The 21,708-nt window shown below is 43.9% G+C and carries 18 protein-coding genes; 2 read left to right on the forward strand and 16 right to left on the reverse strand.

Going from position 1 to position 21,708, the window contains the following annotated elements; all coding sequences use genetic code 11:
• Positions 1–114 precede the first annotated feature (114 nt).
• The 5 genes from L5M37_RS03960 to L5M37_RS03980 all read right to left on the reverse strand — a co-directional run bounded on the left by L5M37_RS03960 (position 115) and on the right by L5M37_RS03980 (position 6,546).
• Positions 115–2,019 (reverse strand): ATP-binding protein, encoded by a 1,905-nt coding sequence (locus tag L5M37_RS03960; RefSeq protein WP_263199468.1) that lies wholly within the window; start codon positions 2,017–2,019, stop codon positions 115–117.
• The gene (locus tag L5M37_RS03965) at positions 2,009–2,308 is read right to left on the reverse strand and encodes a hypothetical protein (protein WP_263199470.1); all 300 of its coding nucleotides are present in this window, start codon (positions 2,306–2,308) and stop codon (positions 2,009–2,011) included. The genes L5M37_RS03960 and L5M37_RS03965 overlap by 11 nt, the downstream gene beginning before the upstream one ends.
• 3 nt (positions 2,309–2,311) lie before the next feature.
• On the reverse strand, positions 2,312–3,505 hold the full coding sequence (locus L5M37_RS03970; RefSeq protein WP_263180383.1) for an EAL domain-containing response regulator: 1,194 nt from the start codon (positions 3,503–3,505) through the stop codon (positions 2,312–2,314).
• Positions 3,502–4,470, reverse strand: coding sequence for a helix-turn-helix transcriptional regulator (locus L5M37_RS03975; RefSeq protein ID WP_263199471.1), 969 nt, complete (start codon positions 4,468–4,470; stop codon positions 3,502–3,504). Before L5M37_RS03975 ends, L5M37_RS03970 begins: the two co-directional genes overlap by 4 nt.
• Before the next feature lie 1,479 nt (positions 4,471–5,949).
• Positions 5,950–6,546, reverse strand: a complete 597-nt coding sequence (locus L5M37_RS03980; RefSeq protein WP_263138921.1) for a VF530 family DNA-binding protein — start codon at positions 6,544–6,546, stop codon at positions 5,950–5,952.
• A 675-nt stretch (positions 6,547–7,221) separates the two neighbouring features.
• On the opposite strand from L5M37_RS03980, the gene L5M37_RS03985 reads away from it, so the two are divergent.
• The gene (locus tag L5M37_RS03985; RefSeq protein WP_131524739.1) at positions 7,222–8,832 is read left to right on the forward strand and encodes an ABC-F family ATPase; all 1,611 of its coding nucleotides are present in this window, start codon (positions 7,222–7,224) and stop codon (positions 8,830–8,832) included.
• Positions 8,833–8,929: 97 nt separating this feature from the next.
• Here the strand turns inward: L5M37_RS03985 and L5M37_RS03990 are convergent, their stop codons facing one another.
• The 4 genes from L5M37_RS03990 to L5M37_RS04005 form a co-directional block, all read right to left on the reverse strand.
• On the reverse strand, positions 8,930–9,511 hold the full coding sequence (locus tag L5M37_RS03990; protein WP_263199473.1) for a hypothetical protein: 582 nt from the start codon (positions 9,509–9,511) through the stop codon (positions 8,930–8,932).
• A 21-nt stretch (positions 9,512–9,532) separates the two neighbouring features.
• Positions 9,533–9,961 (reverse strand): hypothetical protein, encoded by a 429-nt coding sequence (locus L5M37_RS03995; RefSeq protein ID WP_263199474.1) that lies wholly within the window; start codon positions 9,959–9,961, stop codon positions 9,533–9,535.
• A 314-nt stretch (positions 9,962–10,275) separates the two neighbouring features.
• Positions 10,276–11,337 carry an HNH endonuclease gene (locus L5M37_RS04000; protein WP_263199475.1) on the reverse strand — a complete coding sequence of 354 codons (1,062 nt, stop codon included), beginning with the start codon at positions 11,335–11,337 and terminating at the stop codon, positions 10,276–10,278.
• Positions 11,327–12,007 (reverse strand): class I SAM-dependent methyltransferase, encoded by a 681-nt coding sequence (locus L5M37_RS04005; protein ID WP_263199476.1) that lies wholly within the window; start codon positions 12,005–12,007, stop codon positions 11,327–11,329. The genes L5M37_RS04000 and L5M37_RS04005 overlap by 11 nt, the downstream gene beginning before the upstream one ends.
• A 391-nt stretch (positions 12,008–12,398) precedes the next feature.
• Here L5M37_RS04005 and L5M37_RS04010 point away from each other — a divergent pair, with 391 nt between their 5' ends.
• The gene (locus L5M37_RS04010) at positions 12,399–14,033 is read left to right on the forward strand and encodes a diguanylate cyclase (RefSeq protein ID WP_263199477.1); all 1,635 of its coding nucleotides are present in this window, start codon (positions 12,399–12,401) and stop codon (positions 14,031–14,033) included.
• Between the two features lie 108 nt (positions 14,034–14,141).
• Here the strand turns inward: L5M37_RS04010 and L5M37_RS04015 are convergent, their stop codons facing one another.
• From L5M37_RS04015 to L5M37_RS04045, 7 genes are read right to left on the reverse strand one after another with little or no spacing between them, the layout of a single operon-like run.
• The gene (locus L5M37_RS04015; RefSeq protein ID WP_105252528.1) at positions 14,142–15,191 is read right to left on the reverse strand and encodes a chemotaxis response regulator protein-glutamate methylesterase; all 1,050 of its coding nucleotides are present in this window, start codon (positions 15,189–15,191) and stop codon (positions 14,142–14,144) included.
• A 3-nt stretch (positions 15,192–15,194) separates the two neighbouring features.
• The gene (gene cheD / locus L5M37_RS04020) at positions 15,195–15,815 is read right to left on the reverse strand and encodes a chemoreceptor glutamine deamidase CheD (protein ID WP_263199479.1); all 621 of its coding nucleotides are present in this window, start codon (positions 15,813–15,815) and stop codon (positions 15,195–15,197) included.
• Positions 15,802–16,647, reverse strand: a complete 846-nt coding sequence (locus L5M37_RS04025; protein ID WP_012089259.1) for a CheR family methyltransferase — start codon at positions 16,645–16,647, stop codon at positions 15,802–15,804. The genes cheD and L5M37_RS04025 overlap by 14 nt, the downstream gene beginning before the upstream one ends.
• Positions 16,648–18,642 (reverse strand): methyl-accepting chemotaxis protein, encoded by a 1,995-nt coding sequence (locus L5M37_RS04030; RefSeq protein WP_263199482.1) that lies wholly within the window; start codon positions 18,640–18,642, stop codon positions 16,648–16,650.
• Between the two features lie 5 nt (positions 18,643–18,647).
• Positions 18,648–19,160 (reverse strand): chemotaxis protein CheW, encoded by a 513-nt coding sequence (locus L5M37_RS04035; protein ID WP_263199484.1) that lies wholly within the window; start codon positions 19,158–19,160, stop codon positions 18,648–18,650.
• 10 nt (positions 19,161–19,170) lie between these two features.
• Positions 19,171–21,324 (reverse strand): chemotaxis protein CheA, encoded by a 2,154-nt coding sequence (locus L5M37_RS04040; protein WP_263199486.1) that lies wholly within the window; start codon positions 21,322–21,324, stop codon positions 19,171–19,173.
• Between the two features lie 17 nt (positions 21,325–21,341).
• Positions 21,342–21,707, reverse strand: a complete 366-nt coding sequence (locus tag L5M37_RS04045) for a response regulator (protein WP_028759902.1) — start codon at positions 21,705–21,707, stop codon at positions 21,342–21,344.
• Position 21,708: the final 1 nt, after the last annotated feature.

The raw sequence follows: 21,708 nt of genomic DNA on the forward strand, positions 1-21,708 counted from the left end.
ACAGCGTCTTTGTCTTTACCCCCATATTACCGCAACGGGATTGACTCTACCGCGATGTAAATCCCACACATTCGGCAAATAAGCTTTAAAAACCAGATCCAATGCTTTGATAATTTACGATTTTACGGCCAATTTACTGAGAAATATTTCAGCACTAAAAGGTTTCTGCATGAAATGTACCTCAGGGAATAATGCTAACTCAGGAATATCATCGCTATCATTAGCTGAAAGCAAAAAGAAGCGACAGTGATGCTCAAACTGGGTATCACTGGCAAGGTTTTGTAATGTTTGTTGCATCTGTTTGATAAGTTGCAAGCCATTCATATCTTGTAAACGGTAATCCACAATAACAATATGTGGCAATGAGTGAATCAACATCTTAAGTGCTTGCGCTGCGTTATCAACACTGAAGGTTTGAAAATGATAGTGCTCTAGCATGGCTTTGCAAATCTCAAGGTTAAACAGATTATCATCTATGATTAACACTTTTTGTTGATCATATTGAATCGTTAATCGTTCTTTCACCTCGGTAAGTTGGCAGGGAAAATGTAACAGCACTGTGGTGCCTTTGCCCTTTTGACTGCGCAACATAAACTTACCGCCAACCTGCTCAAGCAATCGATTACAAGTATAGAGTCCTAATCCCATGCCCGATGTTGTTGTATATGAGTTAGATGCGTGCATAAAGGGATCAACTAAAGCGCGCTGCGCTTCCTTTGACATTCCCTCGCCAAAATCGCGGATCAGTACCCTAAGCATAGGACTATGGTCTTTATGGTTACGTTTAAGACGTAAGTCCATATAACAATGCACTTCGCTACCCGTACTGTATTTAAAGGCATTATTGATAATGTTCGTCATGAGTTGGAATAACTTAGTCCCATCGAGCTCGATAAACTTCGGCAGAGACTCATTCACGACAACCTGTAAACGTTTACCCGATGTCGCACTAAAAGCACGATAGTAATCCTCAATATTACTCAGATATTCGTGCAAATTGACTAAATGCCGATTCAATTTTAACTGCCCAGCTTCAGCCTTACTGTAATTCAACGTATTTTCGGCAACCGAGTAAAGTAAGTTAGCTGACCAGGTCATTTTATCGATAATTTCGTCCAGTTTTTGTGGTTGTGAGCGCGCTTTTTTTAACATGCGACTGTAGCCAAGAATGGCATTGATAGGAGTGCGGATCTCATGATTTATGCTGGAAAGTACTGCTAATCTAGATCGATTATCGAGCTTAATCTGCTCTACAATATGCTGATTTTTAGACTTAAAGTACAAAAGAAAAGACAGAGTAATACCAAGAGAAGCAATCAGTAAGATAATCACGATTAGCTCGACAACCTCTTTTTGTGGCACTTGATATTCTATGCGTAAATTTACCCGGGTTTGGTATCCAGGAATATCCAAAGTTCGGCTATCTGTGTAGCTAAACATTGAAAATATGCCTGTGGAAAACTCATGGTTACAGGATGAACTTTGCAATAACGATTGTTCAAATTGATAGCTAATACATACACCCTGCTCCTGCTCAATCCGCGCTAATATCCGCTGATGAGAAATGGCATAGACTAAATAAAGCGTATTAGGCCCATCGATATTAACAACCGCTAACGTGTAATCGGCAAGGCTAGCCTGAAGTTCCCCTTTACTATTCTTGACTAATTTAAGTGGCTTAAGTTCTGGCGCCATTGTCTGATCAGAGATATAGGCCAGTTCAAGTTCGGGGGTCAGTGTAAAAGCGACAGCAGATTTGATCTTCAGTAAGTCCTTAGCAAAAACCTCAAATTCCTGTGACGTTACCTCACTCGAAGCATAAAAAAACGATTTTAGCGCATCCAACATAATTTCATGTTGTAAGAACATATCCCGTGAAGAAGTAAAAACCGCTTCTGCTTTTTTATTGTAAATGGAGTCAAATTCATAACGTGAGTGGGACAAGGTTAACCACAGCACCAACAGAGTGACCCATAAGCCACTGAACATATTGATACAAGCGCTATATTTAAAGCTCATTAGCGTAATCCATTACGGCCTTTAGCAAGCTGCATAACTGATATTCAAACAGCTCTCGCTCGCAAACATCCATGACAGACAGCATATCTTTAAGCTGCAAGTAACGCGCAATACCCGTAAATTGATGTTTCAGCCCTTCAATACTGTCAGAGGACTCATATTGTTCTAGCTCAAGTCGCATTCGCTGTAATTCAGCAATCAGTGTCAATCGCAGTCGCGATTGCTGTTCTTGGCCGTATTGCTCAAAGAATACAGATAAGGCCTTTGGTAACTCAGTATTAGCATTCATACATTAGGCACTCCTATTATATTGAGCAATCCAATCAATAAGATAGCGACCTTCAATCGGGGGGCTGTACAAATAACCTTGGGCAACATCACACCCCAACTCAGAGAGAATTAACTCTATTGCACTTGTCTCAACGCCTTCAGCAACCACCTTTACGTGCATCTTCTGCGCAAGCGCGATGGTGGACTCTACGATGAGATAATGTTGGTGATTGATATCCATATCGGAAACAAAACTTTTATCAATTTTGATCTCTTTAAAGGGAATGGCATCAAGACGATCATAGGTAGAATAACTTTTACCGAAATCATCGAGGGAAATATCAATATTATTGATGATCAGCCGTGCAATTGAGTTAAGCACTCTATCTTGGTTAATGATTTCCTGTGATTCGGTGAGCTCTAAAATCAAATGGATTTGTTTATACTCACGACCACATTCGATGATGTACTCAATGAGTTCATCACAGGTCAAATCATCTGCGGTAATATTAATCGACAAGGCAAACGCCATTAATAACGGCTGGCGCGACCAACATTGCAATGCTTGGGAAATAACCATCCGCGAAAACAAGCTATTTAGCCCCTGCTGATTCACCAGTGGCAAAAAAACGTCGGGATAAATATAGCCATTGGATTGATCGCAAAGCCGCGAAAGCACTTCAAAACCGATGATCTCCTTTGTTTTAAGGTTAATCTTAGGTTGATAACACAAAATTAATTGTTCATTTTTGAGTAATTGCCGCACATTGATATTCGCCGCCATGTCTTGCACGATAGACTCATCTTGATGGACACGGTTTCTATCGTCGGAGGCGTCTAGCAATGGCGTTAAAATGTCATTCACATTGATAGGTTTAGCAAATACGCCAAGCAAGTTGAGTTTCAAACCCGTGATAATGCTATCCACCAGTTCTAAAGTCCGTTTATCCGAGGAGCTTATCACCGCAATCGGAATGACTGTAAATCGGGGCTCGGAGGCCAACATATTAATCACCGCAATACCGTCACCTTGATCCATTTTTAAATCTAAAATGACTAAATCAAGTTTTGCCTCTACAGCTAAGATCAGTTCAATTCCTTGATTACCATTACTGGCTTCATAGATTTCCACATTGTCCTCTGCTAAGTACTTATGGATATCAGCTTTCATGGTTTCTCTAATAAAGCGTTGATCATCTATGATGAGAATATTCATATATTGCTCTCTAACTGCATAAAGAAAATGGGATCGATCGTCTGGGATTTGGATGTAGGGATAACAGAAAGCTTGAGTAAATTACGATTCGCCATGACTTCTGTGCGACTGGAGAAAAACGAATAGTTTTTGACTGGTTTGAAGCCGCCTTCTATCGTTCTAACTTTAAATATGGGCAACTTAAATTGCGTCAATTTTCGTTTTAGTGACTCATCACAGATATTAAAACTCAAAAACTTAAGTGAGCGACTCGTGGCCAATTCATTGAGATAAACAGACATCATATAATTTTCAATATAAGGCGTTACGCCAAAGGAGGAGAACACCATTAAGGTATCTGGCAAAGCTTGACTGTTATGGTTAATGACCTCAAACAAGTCCACCTCATCATTCATAAATTCGAGGGCAATTTTGCCTTGAGTGCGGCAGAATAGACTGTGTCCAATGATTTGATCCCCAAAGCTAAAAGCCACCACCAATGAGAGTCCACGAAAAAAAGGTTGAGATAACTTACGGCTCACAAAGGATAAACGCGGGTTACTTTCATAAACCAAGCTAAGTTGCAGCAGGGTCATAAAGTTTTGATGGTGGCTTTCGATAAACTCGACACGATAAGGAGTATTACGGTAGTACGGATGATCACTGCGTTCTATGGTCGATGCAAAAAGGTTAATTAACGCTAAACCTTCGTTGATGAATTTCTTATCCTCCCGATAAATATCAAACAGTTCAGAGCCAAATATTTCAACGATTTCAGACTGTTTAGCTAGGGATGGAATGTTAACGCCCCGCTCCCAACGGCTAATAGTGATGGAGTCTAACATATCGAACAGGCAGCTTTTTTGCCTGAGCAGACTACATAAATCTTCTTGAGATAAATTATTCTCACTGCGGGTGTGTTTTAAGAAATTGGAGAATGTCTGTGCACTTGTTTTGCTTTGATAGGAGATAGGTGTACAAATCATATCGCGTTCCATCTGAATTTTTTATTTTATCTAGCAGCTCCATATACGTCTTATGGTCGATGTCATCTACTGGCTCTGGATGTCTAAATGTAAAAGTAATCCAAATGCGTTGAAGTTTCTCGATGAAATAAAGTCCAGTGATTTTTTCGTCACTCATCACTCAGTTCCTCCATCTCAGCCTTTTATTCACCACGTTTTTTGCAATAGGAAAACGAGTATAAATGCCATTGTTTATCTGAGACCATGGCACAGTCAAAAAAGCGATGGAAAAAAGTGTCTAGTTATTCGTTCGGTTAAATCATTGCATCATAGATAAAACTGCAATCAACAGAACCCCCTATAAAACCGCATAAAATATAAGATTCACCAGCAAAGGCCATAAAACGCCAAATTGATTATTTATGCGCTAAATATTCAAAATATGGGATATAACCCTCGGGATTTTTCTCACTGAACCACGTTTTTTACGCATGGTTATTCACGTTTGGAATAGGCAAACCGCGACAGTATCAGCTTAGAGATATAACTAGGATAGTTTTAATAGCTTATGGCTTAAGCAAGCCAACTGCGAAAATAAATGGGTAATGGGCCGTCCAGCGTTTAAAGGAACGCCTATAATCACTGGCGTCGCTGAAGCATAAAGAAGAATACTGTGAGCATCTTGCGCAGGTCTCGCCAAGTTATAGCGTGCTTTGAGTAAACGGGTCTCATCAGCAAGTATCAGCGAGTTGGCCAAAGTTTAAATCCATCTCGGGCAAACTTAAGTTATCCCGCATTAGACACAAACGAATACCAGCCGCTAAGCCTAACCGCAGTTCGCATATAGTAGTGATTGACATATCCCTTGGCGCTGAATGACGGCAGCGCCGAAACCGATGGTTTGGCCGTTACGCATCTGCAAGTCGGCAGCGGCGTTTGGCAACAGGGAACGCTGGTGGAGCAAGACGGCTAAAACTACTTACCCGATGAGAATCAAACATTTAAATGGTTATCTTGGAGTTGTATCGTCAAACACCTTGACGTTAACTCTTGGCATTTAGCAGACTAAGATGAACAAAAGGCACAAAGTATAAAGCACAGGTGTTAGAGAAGGCGCTGGTATTGGTCCTAAAAATGAGCAACCGGCACATCTGATTGCAAATTGATGAATTAACTGGTTATGCACTATATATGCAAGTCTAAAACTATAATCCCCGAGATTTTTCTCACCTCAATGCAATAAAGTGAATAGTTAATCATAAAAAAGAGGTTAGCTGTATTCAACAGCTAACCTCTTCTCTTTAAATCAGGCGATAAATCAGATGTTCTATCATACAACTAGAGCCATGACTTCAAAACGACTCTTACAAAAGCTAACTCATACCAGAGCTAATTTTTTACGGGTACGAAAATAGCAAGCTGAGGCTCGTCACTGTAAATAACGAATGTAAAACTAACGCCTGTGAAAAACCATGCCCACTCAATTCGGCAGACATGGGATTAGCCGCGTTTAGTGCCCCACGGATCGTTGTCATCCGTCGATGGGCTTGGTCCTGAACGCTCAGCCATTTTTAAATCGTTTCGGGGTTCGCTGCGGCGCTGTGAGTTGCTATTCGATGAACCATATCCAGAGCCGGTGCCACGTCCCCCCGTAGGTTTTTTGCCTGAGCTTTTACCTGAACCATTACCAAAGCTCTTACCTGAGCCATAACCAGAGTTAGGACGTTTATTACCCGCTTCGTACTCGGCGCTGGCTTGTGCCTGCATTTTAGCGATAGATTCTATGGTGAGTTCCATCGGTTTACGCGGCGCGATACCTGAAGCAAAACCTCGTTCGCGTGGCTTAAGGTCAAACTGCTCACCGACGGCTTTAGGCATACGCTTGAATCGATACAGGTAAAAGTTTTCCACTTTCTCCCGCGCCCACTCAGTCTTCTTGAGGAAAATAATACAGGCCTCAATGGTCGGGTTGGTGTTAAAGCAACCTAGCTTTAATGCCGCGTATAAAATTTTCCAGCCATAAAAATCGACTAACTCAGTGATCATTGTCTCGAGTTTAAGGCCGTGTAATGGGTTGTTCTGTTGCTCTTCAATCATGGGAATTCCAAGTTCAGCCCTATTGGCTGATTTTACTGTATTAGTTTACGGTTTTGAGTTGTTAAACGAGTGACTCAATTCGCTACTAAAACTCGCGATTAGAGAAATCACTCAAGTTATGAAGTCATGAGCCACTGACGTTGTTACGGCAATAGCATAGGGCGTTAAGCCTTGTTACTCGTGATGCTTAGATCTTAAATCTTAAGGGCCTAAAGCCTCCAAACAGAGCCATTAAATATTAGCCGTAAAATCTGCTGCTCGACAAAACTGCGGGAATAATAACGGTAAATAAGCTAAACGCCTTCTTTTATTTGCGCTAGCGAGGTTTGGTATCGGCTTTAGGGCAAAGAAAATACGCCGCAGCTGACGGTTTTAATCTACATATCCGCGATATCACGCTAACAGGTATGAACTCAGCATCAAGCTCAAACCCGTTTCTAAATTTTACCTATGATCCGCTGATGCCTTGGGTCAGCCTCAAAATAAACGCAACTGAAACGGCTCGATTTATAGCTGCGCATCACATCCTTGCTCGCATCTTTAGCCCTTAGTCTGTATACTCCGCGACCTTATTATCCCAACTTTAATGTTTTGGCTTAGAGTGGGTGAAGCGCATGTTTCATTTTGAGGCTTGTTTGTCACAATCCCCGTTAGCAAATACCTAGGAAAGCTCCTTTGATCTCTACCGCGAACATCACGATGCAGTTTGGCCCTGAGCCATTGTTTGAAAACATTTCAGCGAAATTTGGCAACGGTCACCGCTATGGTTTGATCGGCGCGAATGGCTGTGGCAAATCGACCTTTATGAAGATCCTCAGCGGAGCGTTAGCGCCAACCTCTGGCAATGTGTCCATCACGCCCGGCTTAAAAGTCGGTACCCTAAGCCAAGATCAGTTCGCGTTTGAACAATACAGTGTGATCGATGCAGTGATCATGGGGGATGTTGCCCTGTGGAAAGTCAAACAGGAACGCGATGCAATCTACGCCAATCCGAATATGACCGAAGAAGATGGCATGCGCGTTGGCGATCTTGAAAGTGAATTTGCCGAAATGGATGGCTACAGCGCCGAAAGCCGCGCCGGTGAAATTCTGCTCGAAGCGGGTATTGAAGAATCTTTCCATTACGGCCTAATGCAACAAGTCGCACCGGGTTGGAAACTGCGGGTCCTGTTGGCACAAGCACTATTTGCCAACCCAGATATTTTGCTGCTCGACGAACCAACCAACAACTTGGACATACATACCATTAGCTGGTTAGAAGCCGAGTTGAACAAACGCAAATGCACCATGATCATTATTTCCCATGATAGGCACTTCTTAAATGCCGTATGTACCCACATGGCCGATATCGATTACGGCGAACTGCGCATTTACCCTGGTAACTACGAATACTTCCTCGCACAATCGTCTTTGATCCGTGAACAATTATTATCGGGCAACGCCAAGAAGAGTGCTGAAATCGAAGAACTGCAAGACTTCGTCAACCGCTTCGGTGCCAACGCATCTAAGGCAAAACAAGCCAGCTCGCGCGCGAAGAAAATGGACAAGATCAAGCTTGATGAAGTGAAATCATCAAGCCGTATTCACCCTTCTATTCGTTTCGATGCCGGCAAGAAAATGCATCGCCAAGCACTGATCCTCGAAGATTTGGCCCACGGGTTTGATGGTGAGCTGCTATTCGAAGGCGGCGACTTAATCCTCGAAGCCGGTGCAAAATTAGCGATTATCGGCGAAAACGGCGTGGGTAAAACCACTTTCCTGCGCTGCTTAGTCAATGATTTAGAACATAATAAAGGCGTGATCAAGTGGTCAGAAAACGCATCAATCGGCTACTGTCCACAAGACAGCAGTGACGAATTTGATAATGACTACACGTTAATGGATTGGATGTCACAGTGGCGCCAACCTAAGCACAACGATCTTATGGTACGCGCCATGTTAGGCCGTCTGCTGTTCACCGAAGATGACGCGAACAAGAAAGCCCGTAACTGTTCAGGCGGTGAGAAAAACCGCTTGTTATTCGGTAAGTTAATGATGCAAGACATCAATGTGCTGATCATGGACGAACCGACTAACCACATGGACATGGAAGCCATCGAAGCACTCAATAATGCGTTGAAAGACTTTGAAGGCACTTTGATATTCGTCAGTCATGACCGTGAGTTTGTATCGTCACTCGCAACACGTATCATTGATATTAAAGATAAAAAAGTGATTAACTTCCAGGGCACTTTCGATGAGTACCTTTCAAGCCAAGCTGAAATGGAAGCGAGAAAGAGCGCGTAATGTTATTAGGCTAACTTACGCCGATTAACCGAGCGTTATCGCATTAAAGAGTCGTCATTGGTTATCCTGTGACGACTTTTTGTTGGGCTAAATCTGACTAGTTACTCATTAGCTTATTAATTTTTTTAACCAATATCTCGCGATTTTTAGCCAGTTTAAAAATTGTCGGCAAATGTCGAATGACTATCGGCTCAGACTCGAATACCGCATCGCGATCTTGGGCTTGAATATAATCACGGATCTGAAGCATCATCTGTTTATTAAATGCCCAAAGTGAATGACCTTTAAACTCAAGGGAATAAAATGCGTCATTGGGCCATTCAAGTCGATGTTTCTGTTTTGCCATACACTGATAACAACAAATAAGACCAAGATCTGTACCATCTGTAAAAGCACTGTTTGCCCTATGTTCCCAAGTCGAAGTACCTTGGTATTTTTCTGGCAATTTTTCCCGCCAAGAAGCATCCAATAGCGGAGGGAAAAACAGCACACCTGGCCATTTATGGGCAAACCTTTGATTAAACAGCTTGATCTCAAACTGCCTACCCTCAAATAAATGCACATCTTTTTTCTCTAAACGAAAAACATGGGCAAAGGTAAAAGTGGCGCAGCCAGCACAATGGGGGCAAGTAACCTCAACTCCGTTTGGCAGGCTAAAAAACTCATAAAATCCTGTCATTGATACGACATTCCAAATGATTTAGAGACTAATTTGGAGCTCATCAATTTTCCAACCACCTTCATTTATCATGCTAATTCTTTGTTTTTCATTCGCCTCCGATGCATTACCACAGAGATCTTTTTGTGCATATTCAAGAACGGCCGTATCCCCTTCTATCATCTGCGACACTAAGGTGAGTGCTTTGCACTTGGCAGCCGCTTTTGAAAATGAAAGATAAGATGCGATCACTTCATCGCGGGACAGCTTCATCTGCTGCATATACTGTGGGAACTTAGACTCAACATCCGCTTGCTTACGTTGGGTATAGTAAGCCTTGTCCTCTTGATAACTCATCCCCTTCTGTACCTTAGCATTGTACTCGTCATACACTTCGCTCGGCGATTTAGGCGTTGTACAACCTATCAGCACAAGGACAGATATGGGCAGTAAGAAAATCGATTTCATCATCGAACCTCCAAAACTAGACATGTATTATCAATAAATTCCATGGTGCATTCATCTGCTTGTTGTCACTGAACGAGTGCGCCATATATATCCACCAAATACTCCTTATTCTCTTTGAAATCAATTACCTTGGCAGAAATTAAACCTTTACTATCAACAGGTAACAAAATCAATGAAGATAAAATGTAATGCCACCAAGATAACATGTAAATAGTTCATTGATTACTTTAGCTTGGCAGCGTTGCTCATTCAATTGCAGCACAGTTGCTTACCTTGGCGAGTGCTAAAAATAAGTGCCATAAAACTGTGAGCATGCTCTAAATTGCTGTATTTGACAGGTCATTGTCTAATGCATTAAAAGGCACAAAGGTCTTTTTATCGAGCCAGAGAGGCGAGCGATTTTGTCCTGCTAGCTGATAAGCCCAAGTCGTAATGGCTTCAGAGCGATCACTCTCACAGACAAAATATCGACTGAGTTCAGAGTGTAACGTTTGGCCATGCTGGATAATATTTTGCTCATACCAGTTATCTTTATGGTGCTGAGCGGCAAGGTGATCGCGTTTTTGATTATTACAACTGCTATGTGCGAGGACAAAATTATGACCTAAATCATTAGGATATCGTGCCCAAGGGATAAAATGATCCACTTCGCCTGTTTCTTTTAATGATTTTTGGCAATAGAAGCATTGGCCTTTTTGGATATCAAGCAGTACAGGTCTAGCATAGGTGATCGTCTGTCTGTCGCTACCAAACAGAAACTCACTTAAATTGCCTTTACTGCCTATAATGACCTGATTTGCTGGAAACTCGGCGATTTTTTGTACCCATTGAGTACGAGCCAATGACACCACTAAATCGTGAAATCGCCTGAAGCAAAATGCGATCCCCGGATTCAACTCGATGTAATTTTTCGTTTTATCATGGGGATAAAGGAAACATTCTTCATTACGTGACAAGTTTTGTAAGCGCCATAAGGGGCCATCTTTAAACGTACCGCGCGTTTTACGCAATAAAGCTGGATAACTAAGATGCGCTTTTAACTGGGATAGACTGTTAACACCTTGATGGCGTAGTTCAATCAAACTGTTGATCAAGGCTGATTGCTTTCCACTATTTTGGATCAAGACAAAATACCCATCATTGGCACCAAAAGGCAAAGAGTGTTGCCAGTAAAGTTCAATAAACTTCTCTACCAAATCATCAATACTGATCGCGGTTTTCAGCGCAGGATCGGCATTGAGTATTAATGGCCGTTCGATACAGATATCGGCGATCGTATGCAGTAAGGCAAATTTGTAAGTTGCAACGAAATCCCCTTCAACTAACAGACGTTGTAAATAGCTAATAAATTCAACTTGTCTTCTCGCATCAATCGGCATTCAGTCGCTCCTGAATAATAACGCTTGCTTCAGGTGCATTTACGTTTGGCATCAGTTTGGGTGTAAAAACTAACGTCTGCCAATCCACTTGTGAGCGACCGAGTTTATCGGTTTCATCTTGGCTCAAATCTAAAAGTCGTAGCTGACAATCTGCAGCAAGTGTGAGCAGTTCATCGGCACTGACTGGGTGCATAACGCGTGCATCGGGGCTTGGGCCATGGCGCAAACTGATGACTAAAAGTCCAGTCGAATTGAGTAAGCGTGAGAGTGTTGCTAGTGCAAGTGGGCGCTCTGAGGGAGATAAATGCATCCACACAGCGCTGAGTAAAATCAGATCAAACTGTTGCGCTAGGCCAACCACTTTTTGCAACTGAGGTAAACCATCTTCAATCCAACGCACGGGTAGATCCCGAGTTAACACCTGCCCCATTTTCGCTAAAACAACCGCAGGTTCGACTGCAATAATTTGTGTCTTTTTGCCCTGTGCTTTTTCGGCTAAATAATACACATCCCGGCCAGAACCAGCTCCCACATCCAATATCGACAATGTATTTTTAGTAAGTAGAGGCAAAAGATGATGCAACCAACTCGAATGCACTTCTTCAAAGGTTTTAGACAAATACTGTGCCGCGAGTATTTCGGCGTGGTCATTATAAAACACTGTGCTCACTGACAACGATCCTTTTGCAACAAGTGATTGTTTTTACAGACGCTAACTTATCACAGTCGTATTTGATAAAAAATACATGCCATCATTATCATGCTGTTTTGCATAAAATATTTAGCATTATACTGTTCGCGATCACTGTGCTGATTTCGGCTATTCGACCCAATATTCTTATCAATGCCTATGCAATCTCAGCATTTCCCCATCGTTTTTTTTGCAGTGGTTTACACTCTATGAGTGAGTGTAAAGATAAGTGCAATTGATTGAATCTGTTACATGCTTCTCCAGAGTAGTTTCCATTTCAGTGTGGGAGTAAACGGGTTTTAACGTCTTGGCGTAGCGTCTACATAGAGATTAAGACCTAGGGCTCAATTATTTAGGATATCTATTGCCTATGAGTTTTGAAGATTCGTTAGAGCAACTTAAACGACAGTTTCTACATGCACTGCCGGATAAAAAGAAACAAATCATTACCTTGTGGATTTCATTGCGTAAAAATTGGGACGCACACATGCTGTCTGCCGTATACCGAGAGGTGCATAACTTAAAAGGGTCGAGCGAGACCTTTGGGTTGTCAGATACCAAACACATAGTCGATAAACTGGAGTTGCTGCTTAAGGGGCTGCTCAATGCGCCAGCCCCCGAACTTCCTACGATCAAAGGCTTAGATACCCTCTTCCACCAGTTGTTACAAAACAATATGCGCGGCCAACCGTCGGCGCCGGTAGTGGAGGCGCAAATGCAGCAAAGCCCCTATAAACCATCAAAGGCGCGCCATGAGCACCATATTGCAATCATAGAAGACGATGGTAATGTCGGCGCTATGATCACAAAGCAGCTGCGAGAGTTCGGTTTTAGTGTGCAGCATTTTTTGAATTTCACGAGCTTTCTGGTAGTGCAAAATAAAACGCCCTTTGATCTGATTTTATTAGATTTAATTCTACCCGATTGGACTGAAGAGGCCTTGTTCGAAGCCGCCACTGAGTTTGAGAAGAATAATACCCGAGTGTTTGTTTTATCCTCGCGGGGAGATTTTGACATGCGGCTATTGGCCATTCGTGCCAATGTCAACGAATATTTTGTCAAACCCGCTGAGACCACTTTATTAGTGCGCAAAATCCATCAATCCCTCAAAATGTCAGAGAAACAACCCTTGAAGGTGTTACTGGTGGATGATCAACAATCTATGGTGGATTACTTTTCAAGTCTGTTACGCAGTCACGGTTTGATGGTAAAAGGGTTATCGAGTGCCGAGCAAGTCTTGCCTGCCCTTGAGCAATTTGAGCCTGATTTGTTTATCTTCGATTTGTACATGCCCGAAGTGAACGGGCTTGAGCTGGCAAAGATGATCCGTCAATTGGACAAATACACCTCGAGCCCAATTCTCGTGTTGAGCTCTGACGATACTATGCAGAATAAAGTCAGCATCATACAAGCGGGATCAGATGACTTAATTTCAAAGCAAACCGCGCCGAGTTTATTCGTCGCGCAGGTGATTTCCCGTGCTCAACGGGGTCATGACATTCGCAGTTCGGCTAGTCGCGACAGCTTAACTGGGCTGTTAAACCATACCCAAATTCTGGTAGCTGCTAGACGCTGTTTTAACGTAGCGAAACGGATTAACTCTCAAGTTTGTATCGCTATGTTCGATTTAGATCACTTCAAAAAGGTCAACGATACTTATGGTCATTCCGGTGGTGATAAGGTGTTGTTGGCATTTGCCCATCTGTTACAACAATCCTTACGTCAAACTGACTTTACCGGCCGCTACGGTGGTGAAGAATTTATGTTAGTGCTGCCAGATATGCAAAAACCACTGGCGATTGCCAAGTTGAATGCGATCCGTGAAAGCTTTAGCCATATCGTATTTGTTGAAGATGGCGTCGAATTTAAGGTGACGCTCAGCGGCGGTTTAGCCTTTTCGGATCAATGTGAGGAATTTCAAGATTGCCTGTTACTGGCAGATAAAAACCTTTACGAAGCTAAGCGTTTAGGTAGAAATCAGCTCGTGGTTTCTCCGACTGACTAACCCTAAACAGAATGAGTCACTGCAGCGCACAAATCAGTTCGGCGTAATGCTCTTCCTGCGAGACTCACGCTCTATTCGTTACTTTTTAATCCCACTCAGCGTGGGCGGTCACAGTGAGCTTAAATGGTTAATGAGCTTGCTCGGCATCTGCGATAACTCCACCACATAATCTACTGCACGGCACTTTATTGCTTCTCGTGGCATGCCAAATACCACACAACTTTGTTCATCTTGGGCAAATGTAGTGACGCCTTTTTGGTGTAGCGCCACCATGCCTTCGGCGCCATCTTTGCCCATACCGGTTAAAATCATCGCGCTGATATTGGGCGCGGCACATTGGGCCAAGGCCGTAAACATCACATCGACCGAAGGTCTGTGGCCACTGACCTTTTCATCTTGGGTTAATTTGACTTTATAACTACCACCCACTTTGATGATCTCAAGGTGATGATCCCCTGGTGCAACATAGGCATAACTAGGTAAGAGTCGTTCCCCATGCTCAGCTTCTTTGACAGTGATCCGTGACTGTCGGTTTAAACGTTCCGCAAAAGTTCGGGTAAACCCCGCTGGCATATGTTGGGTGATCACTATCGGCGGCATAGCCGCGGGTAAATGTTGTAATACATAAAGAATGGCTTCAGTACCGCCAGTAGATGCGCCTATCGCGACTAAATGCTGAGTCAGGGTTGTATTGGCCAATACTGGTCGCTTACTTGAAACAGGGCGTACTGGCTCAACAAATTTCTGCGGCTTGATGATTTTGGCTTTCGCGGCAGATTTGATCTTATCTAAAATCAAATCCTGATAATCATGGATACCTTGGGGCGAGTCTAATTTCGGTTTAGGGATAAAATCCACCGCGCCTAAGGCCAAGGCATTAAAGGTCGCATCCGCGCCCTGCTCGGTTAACGATGAAATCATCACTACCGCAGTGGGTCTGGCTTTCATCAAGCGGTCCAAAAATGTTAAACCATCTACTTTAGGCATTTCGATGTCTAAGGTAATCACATCGGGGCGAAATTGATTCACCAGATCCTTGGCCTCGTAGGCATCAGCAGCGAGCCCAACCAGAGACAGTTCAGAGTCTGCCTCAATCATTTTACCGAGCAAGCTGCGCATCAGCGCAGAATCGTCAACAACTAACACTTTGATCGTCATAACTTAATCACCAAATAGTTCAACGTCGCCGCCCGAAGGTAAATTACGAACCCGTAAACGGTACTCACTTTCCCTGTCAAGAATTGTGCTGTTATGCATGGATTTAATTTTGCGGACTTTCACTTTGCCCGTATGGGGAAAGAAATACACCTTACGTGGATACACATCGAGTAAATCGGCCGCAATGATAGGGATATTTTCGAGATTGAGGTATTCAATCACAAACTCCGCATTACGCTCACCAATATTGTGTACAGTAAAACTACGCAACATGTTGCCGCCACCAAACACCTTAGCTTCGAGTGAATTACGCTGCGCGCCAAGCTTGAGCAAGTCGTTGATTAATAGCTCCATTGCATATACACCGTAACGGGCTGAGTCGGCAAGCACCCCTGTGCAATTGCTGTTATCGCTTGGCAATAAGAAATGATTCATTCCGCCGATTTTGAGCTTAGGATCATACAAACACACGGACACACAGGAGCCTAACACTGTCACTATCATGGTATCTTCACGGGTGGCAAAATACTCGCCTGGCAAGATCTTCACTGCATCGCAACCAAAATGGTGGTCATGATAACGATTAGGCTCTGAAATGGCATATTCGATATTAGGTTTTAGCACTCATGAGCCCCTTCACTGGCCGATAGGTTGTTTGGCCTACGGCAGTGATAATTTGCGGGAACATGTTGAAATTTTCAGAATGCCCCGCAATATAAAGCCCATCCTCGCTGAGGGAGTTCATCATGTGTTTTAAAATGACTTCCTGGGTTTCTTTATCGAAATAAATCATTACATTTCGGCAAAAAATCACATCGATTGGCGTTTTTAACGACCAAAATGAATCGAGTAAATTGATGCGAATAAATTTGATCATTTGTTTTAATTCAGGCACCACGCGCACATTCCCCAACTGTGCTCCGCGTCCGCGGTGAAAAAACCGTTTCTTACGGATATCGCTGACAGTATCGATCCTGTCTAAGGGATAAATGCCCATTTCAGCCTTTTTAAGCACGCCGCTGTCGATATCGGAGGCAATGATCTCGATAGGCGTTTTAAAACTGTTGAAATGTTCAGCGACGACAATGGCTATTGAGTAAGGTTCTTCCCCTGTGCTACTGGCAGCACACCAGATCCTGCGCGTATCAGGGTTATCGATTAAATACTGTTTTAACACCTCAAAGTGATGCGGTTCCCTGAAAAAAGCCGTTTGATTAGTGGTTAACGCATTAATAAATTCTTGATGCTCGTTTTCATGACTTAATAGGTGCTCAAAATAAGCCGAAAATCCGGCTAATTTCAATGTCCTGATCCGCCGCACTAAACGGCTATACACCATAGCATCCTTGCTATCGGCGAGCTTGATCCCCGCTAAGCGATATAGCGTCGTCCTTGCGGTATTAAAATGCACCGAGGTATAGGCAAACTCTCGATCCAATGGTTTATTTTCGCTCAATTAAAATTCTTCCCATTCATCTTGATCTTGCTTTATGGGCTTCATCGCATTGGTTTTAGGTTTATCTGTAGCCCTTGCTCTTGCTACAGGTTGTAGCTGCTTAAGGGGTTTCACCGCTTTCGCTTTAGGCGCTGCTAATCGCGCGTTACTGTGCCTTGGGGCTTCATCCTCATCGTCTACGCGAAAGCTGGCAACACTGTCCGACAGTTGTTGTGCTTGGGATTGCATACTTTCAGCTGCAGCGGCCGCTTCTTCAACCAAGGCGGCGTTTTGCTGCGTCATTTCATCCATTTGCACTACGGCTTTACTGATCTCATCGATACCTATGGCCTGCTCATTAGAGGCTGAAGCTATCTCCGCCATGATGTCGTTCACCCGTTGAATGGCGATGACGATTTCCTTCATGGTATCGCCGGACTTACCGACAAGGCTGTTGCCACTCTCGATTTTAGACACAGAATCTGAAATCAATGCCTTGATATCTTTAGCGGCATTGGCCGAACGTTGGGCTAAGCTGCGCACTTCTGATGCGACCACAGCAAAGCCGCGCCCTTGTTCTCCTGCCCGCGCGGCTTCTACCGCGGCATTAAGCGCTAAGATATTGGTTTGGAATGCAATACCATCGATAACACCAATGATGTCGGCAATCTTACGCGCCGATTCATTAATCGATGCCATGGTCTGCACCACTTGCTGGATAAGCTCACCACCGTCCACCGCGACTTCCGAAGCTTTGGAGGCTAACGCATTGGCTTGACTGGCGTTATCTGCATTGAGTTTCACTGTACCTGTGAGCTCCTCCATGCTGGCCGAGGTTTGCTCTAGGTTCGAAGCTTGCTCTTCGGTGCGGCTGGATAAATCGGCGTTGCCTTGGGCTATTTCTGCCGAGGCGGTATTGATGGTATCTGCCGCTCGCTGGATATCTTGGATCATAAAGGATAACTTTTCAGCAGTTTGATTTGAGTAATTTTTCAAATCATCAAAGGTGCCTTCATAGTCGTTATAAATGCGAGTGGTCAAATCGCCATCCGCCAGCGCCATCAGCACCCGCGCCACATCTTGCAATCCACGTTCCGAGGTTTCAATTAACGAATTTAAATTGTTCGCCAGCATTAAAAAGAAACCTTGCTTACCATCTGTTTCCGCCCTTTGGGAGAAATCACCCGCAGCTGCGGCTGTGACTATGCGGGAAATTTCCTGCTCGGTTTGGACTTCAATGGTGCGGTCGAGCCACTCAACAACAGTCCCTAAGCGCTCACCTTCTTTAGACACAATCGGGCTGGCGGTTAAGCGAAAATGGCAACTCGCGACCTTAATAAGCGATTCATATTTACGGTCTAATTTATCGAGTAAACTTGCTTGGTGAGCAGGATTGCGGTGGAAGATATCCATCGAGCTGCCGAGGATTTTATCTACGGAAAAATGCGGTAAGGCTTGTCTGATCTCACTTTCAGAATGGCGCAACATAGTTTCGACCGAGCGATTCATATAAATGATCGTACGGTTAGCATCGGCTATCATGACGTTGGTACTGGTATTATTGAGCGCTTCGAGGATGCGCTGAGTTGCTCGCTCGGCTTCGATACTTTCGGTGCGGTCTATCCACTCAACACCTGTGCCTAAATGCTTATTTTCAGCCGTGATAATCGGCGTCAAAATCAACCTAAAAGTACGTTTGCCTATGGTGATTTGCGCGGTATGGGATTGGGTTAGACGCTCTAATAAATTGCGCTGATGTGCGGGATTTTTATGGAAAATGTCGATATTACTGCCAATCAGTTTGGCAACAGAGAACTGAGGTAACTCTTTACGAATATCGTCCTCTGCCTCTTGCAGTAAACGGACGACGGCTTTATTCGCATAAATAATATTGCGCTGACTGTCAGCGATCATAAAGCTGTTGCCACTGTTATCGAGTAGCTGAAAATAGCGCTGACGCTCTTCATCCCTTTGCTCACGCGCCTCATCATTGCCAAAAAATTTGAAGATACTCATTATTATTACTCCTGAACAGTCAGACTATTTGCATCAATTAGACCCAGCTCATCACTGCTGATCAGAGCCTGAATATTTACTAAAATGATCATCTTATCCTCGACCGTGGCTAAGCCTTTGAGGTAGCGGCTATCGAACGCCACCCCAAATTCTGGGGCAGGTAAAATTTCCTCCGCCGACAGCTTAATCACATCGGAGACGGCATCGACCACTATGCCGACAATACGTTCAAACACATTGAGCATAATAACGATAGTGAACTCGTTATAAGTGGCTGTTCCAACAGCAAATTTCATCCGCAAATCCACTATGGGCACTATGTCACCGCGCAAATTAATCACGCCTTTTATAAAACTGGGGGCGTTGGCGATTTTAGTGACCGACTCATAACCGCGAATTTCTTTGACGGACATAATGTCAAGGGCGTAGTGCTCTTCGCCTAACATAAAGCTTAAAAACTCCACCTCATCATGGGCGTTGTATTCCACTTTGGCGGTCATAGTTGATCGACTCTCCATGGCTATTTCCTTAATTTTTAATGTGCAGAGCGAGCGATTCGACATCGAGGATCAACGCGACGCTACCATCGCCCATGATGGTGGCGCCGGAAACTCCGGGGATCCTGCGATAATGTTTTTCAAGACTTTTAATCACCACTTGCTGCTGGCCAACTAAGGCATCAACGCACAGGCCAAAGCGCTTGTGGTTGCTTTCGAGCAATACGACTATGCCCTCTTCTGGGCAGCGGGCATTGGGCTCAATTTCCATCAGCTGATAAAGATTGAGCAGAGGTAAGTACTCTTCACGTACTTTTAAGAGTCTTTCTTTGGCGAGAAATTTAAGTTGTTCCGTTTGCGGCTGAATAGATTCTATGATGTGCACTAAGGGCAAAATGTAGATCTGATTTCCCACAGAAACCGTCATACCATCGACAATGGCGAGCGTGAGTGGCAACTGGATTTCAAAGGTTGAGCCTTGGCCCTCAGTGGACTCAATATCAATGCGTCCACCTAAGGCTTCAATATTACGGCGCACCACATCCATACCGACACCACGGCCAGACACATCTGTGACTTCCTCCGCAGTTGAAAATCCTGCGGCAAAAATCAATTGCCAAACTTGCTTGTCGCTACTGTTATCAGCCACTTGCAAACCGTTTTCCCGCGCCTTTTGAATAATGCGTTCACGATTTAAGCCTGCGCCGTTATCGTGCACAGCGATAACGATATTGCCGCCCCTTTGACTGGCTTTAAGGGATAACACACCTACTTCGGATTTACCCGCTGCGAGCCGTTTTTCAGGTTTTTCGATACCGTGATCTAAACTATTGCGCACTAAGTGGGTCAGCGGATCGACGAGCTTTTCAATCATTCCCTTGTCAATTTCTGTGTTGCCACCTTCAATCACGAGATTGACGTTTTTACCCAGTTGCTCAGAAAGATCCCTCACCAAACGATTGAAACGGTTAAACACAAAAGATACCGGCAGCATACGTACCGACATCACAGCTTCTTGCATCTCACGGGTATTACGTTCCAATTCATTGAGTGCGGTCTTGAGTCGCTCACCTAAATCGCCCGTCATCTCGTTACCAATGAGGGTCAACATAGACTGAGTGATCACCAGCTCGCCCGCGAGATTAACCAGGGTATCTATTTTGGAGGTTTCGACCCTTAAGGTGGCATCTTGGGCTGGCGTGGCTGATTTTTTAGTCGCTGTTTTCACCTCTGTGGTATTGGGCTTTGGGGCAACGGATGAGTTTGATGTTGCATTTGAACTCAGTATTGCAGGCGAGCTTGCTTTCACAGAAGGACTCGTGGGCACGGTTGAATCAGGTACGGTGGGCTCAGTCGCTTTGGCTTTAAATAGGGTGTTTTTGGATTGGCTACTTCCAGTTTCCTGGGCTTGATGTGCTCGAGTGGTCGCAGGCTTATAAACCTTCTGCACTAGCGGTTTTGAACTTAATAACTCGATTTCATTGGCGAAGGATTCTGGCGTTAATGCTTCAAAAAAACCAAAGCCTAACTCATCATCGTCAATTGTCACATCACACAGCTCAGCAATACACTCTTTATTATTTGCCACACTGTCAGCGCTGATGTCTTCCGCTTGATAAGCCTCATCAAAAAATCCAAAGTCTTCACCTTCGATGGCAATATCACGTGCCATTTCATCTTCAAAAAATCCAAAACCCAGATCTTCTGCCTCCACTGGTGCGGTCAGTGTTGCATTTATGATGGGAGTGCTAGCGGCGTCTGTACCATTACGTATCGCAACTGATGAACTAAAAGGCTCACCATTTAACGCTGCGACCAACTGACTTTTACTGTATTCGACCTCCTGCCAATCAATCTGCTCTTCTTCGCGGTACAAGCTCAAGATATGGGATAACGTGTCCACAGTACTCAGCAGTAAATCGATAATAGATGACGTTAATTGGAAGTTACCCTTACGCGTTTTATCCAGCAGGTTTTCCATCACATGGGTGACACTGGTTAATGCGGTAAAACCAAAAATACCACTGCCGCCTTTTATAGAATGTGCAGCACGGAAAATGGTGTTCAGTTCTTCAGGATCGGGAGAAGCAAGGTCCAATGCCAATAGCAATTGTTCCATATTTTCAAGATGTTCATGACTTTCTTCAAAAAAGACCTGATGGAACTCGGCCATATTGATGGACATAGCGCACCCCGTTGCAGTTAACCCAGCACTTTAGCCGTAATAGCCAACAACTTTTGAGGATCAAAGGGTTTTACCATCCATCCCGTCGCACCCGCGGCTTTCCCTTGGGCTTTCATATCATCGCCCGCTTCCGTGGTGAGCATAATGATCGGCGTACGCATAAATGCCGACATAGCACGTAAGGATTTAATTAAGGTCAGCCCATCCATTCGAGGCATGTTTTGGTCTGTCAGAATGAAGTCAAATCTCTGCCCATTACAGATATCGAGGGCTTCTCGACCATCTTTGGCCAGTACCACTTGATAATTAGCCGATTTAAGGGTCGCTTCGACCATTTGTCGAATCGCTGCGGAATCATCAACAATTAATATTCTTTTACTCATG

Source organism: Shewanella sp. SM69 (assembly GCF_025653985.1).
Lineage (GTDB): Bacteria > Pseudomonadota > Gammaproteobacteria > Enterobacterales > Shewanellaceae > Shewanella > Shewanella oncorhynchi.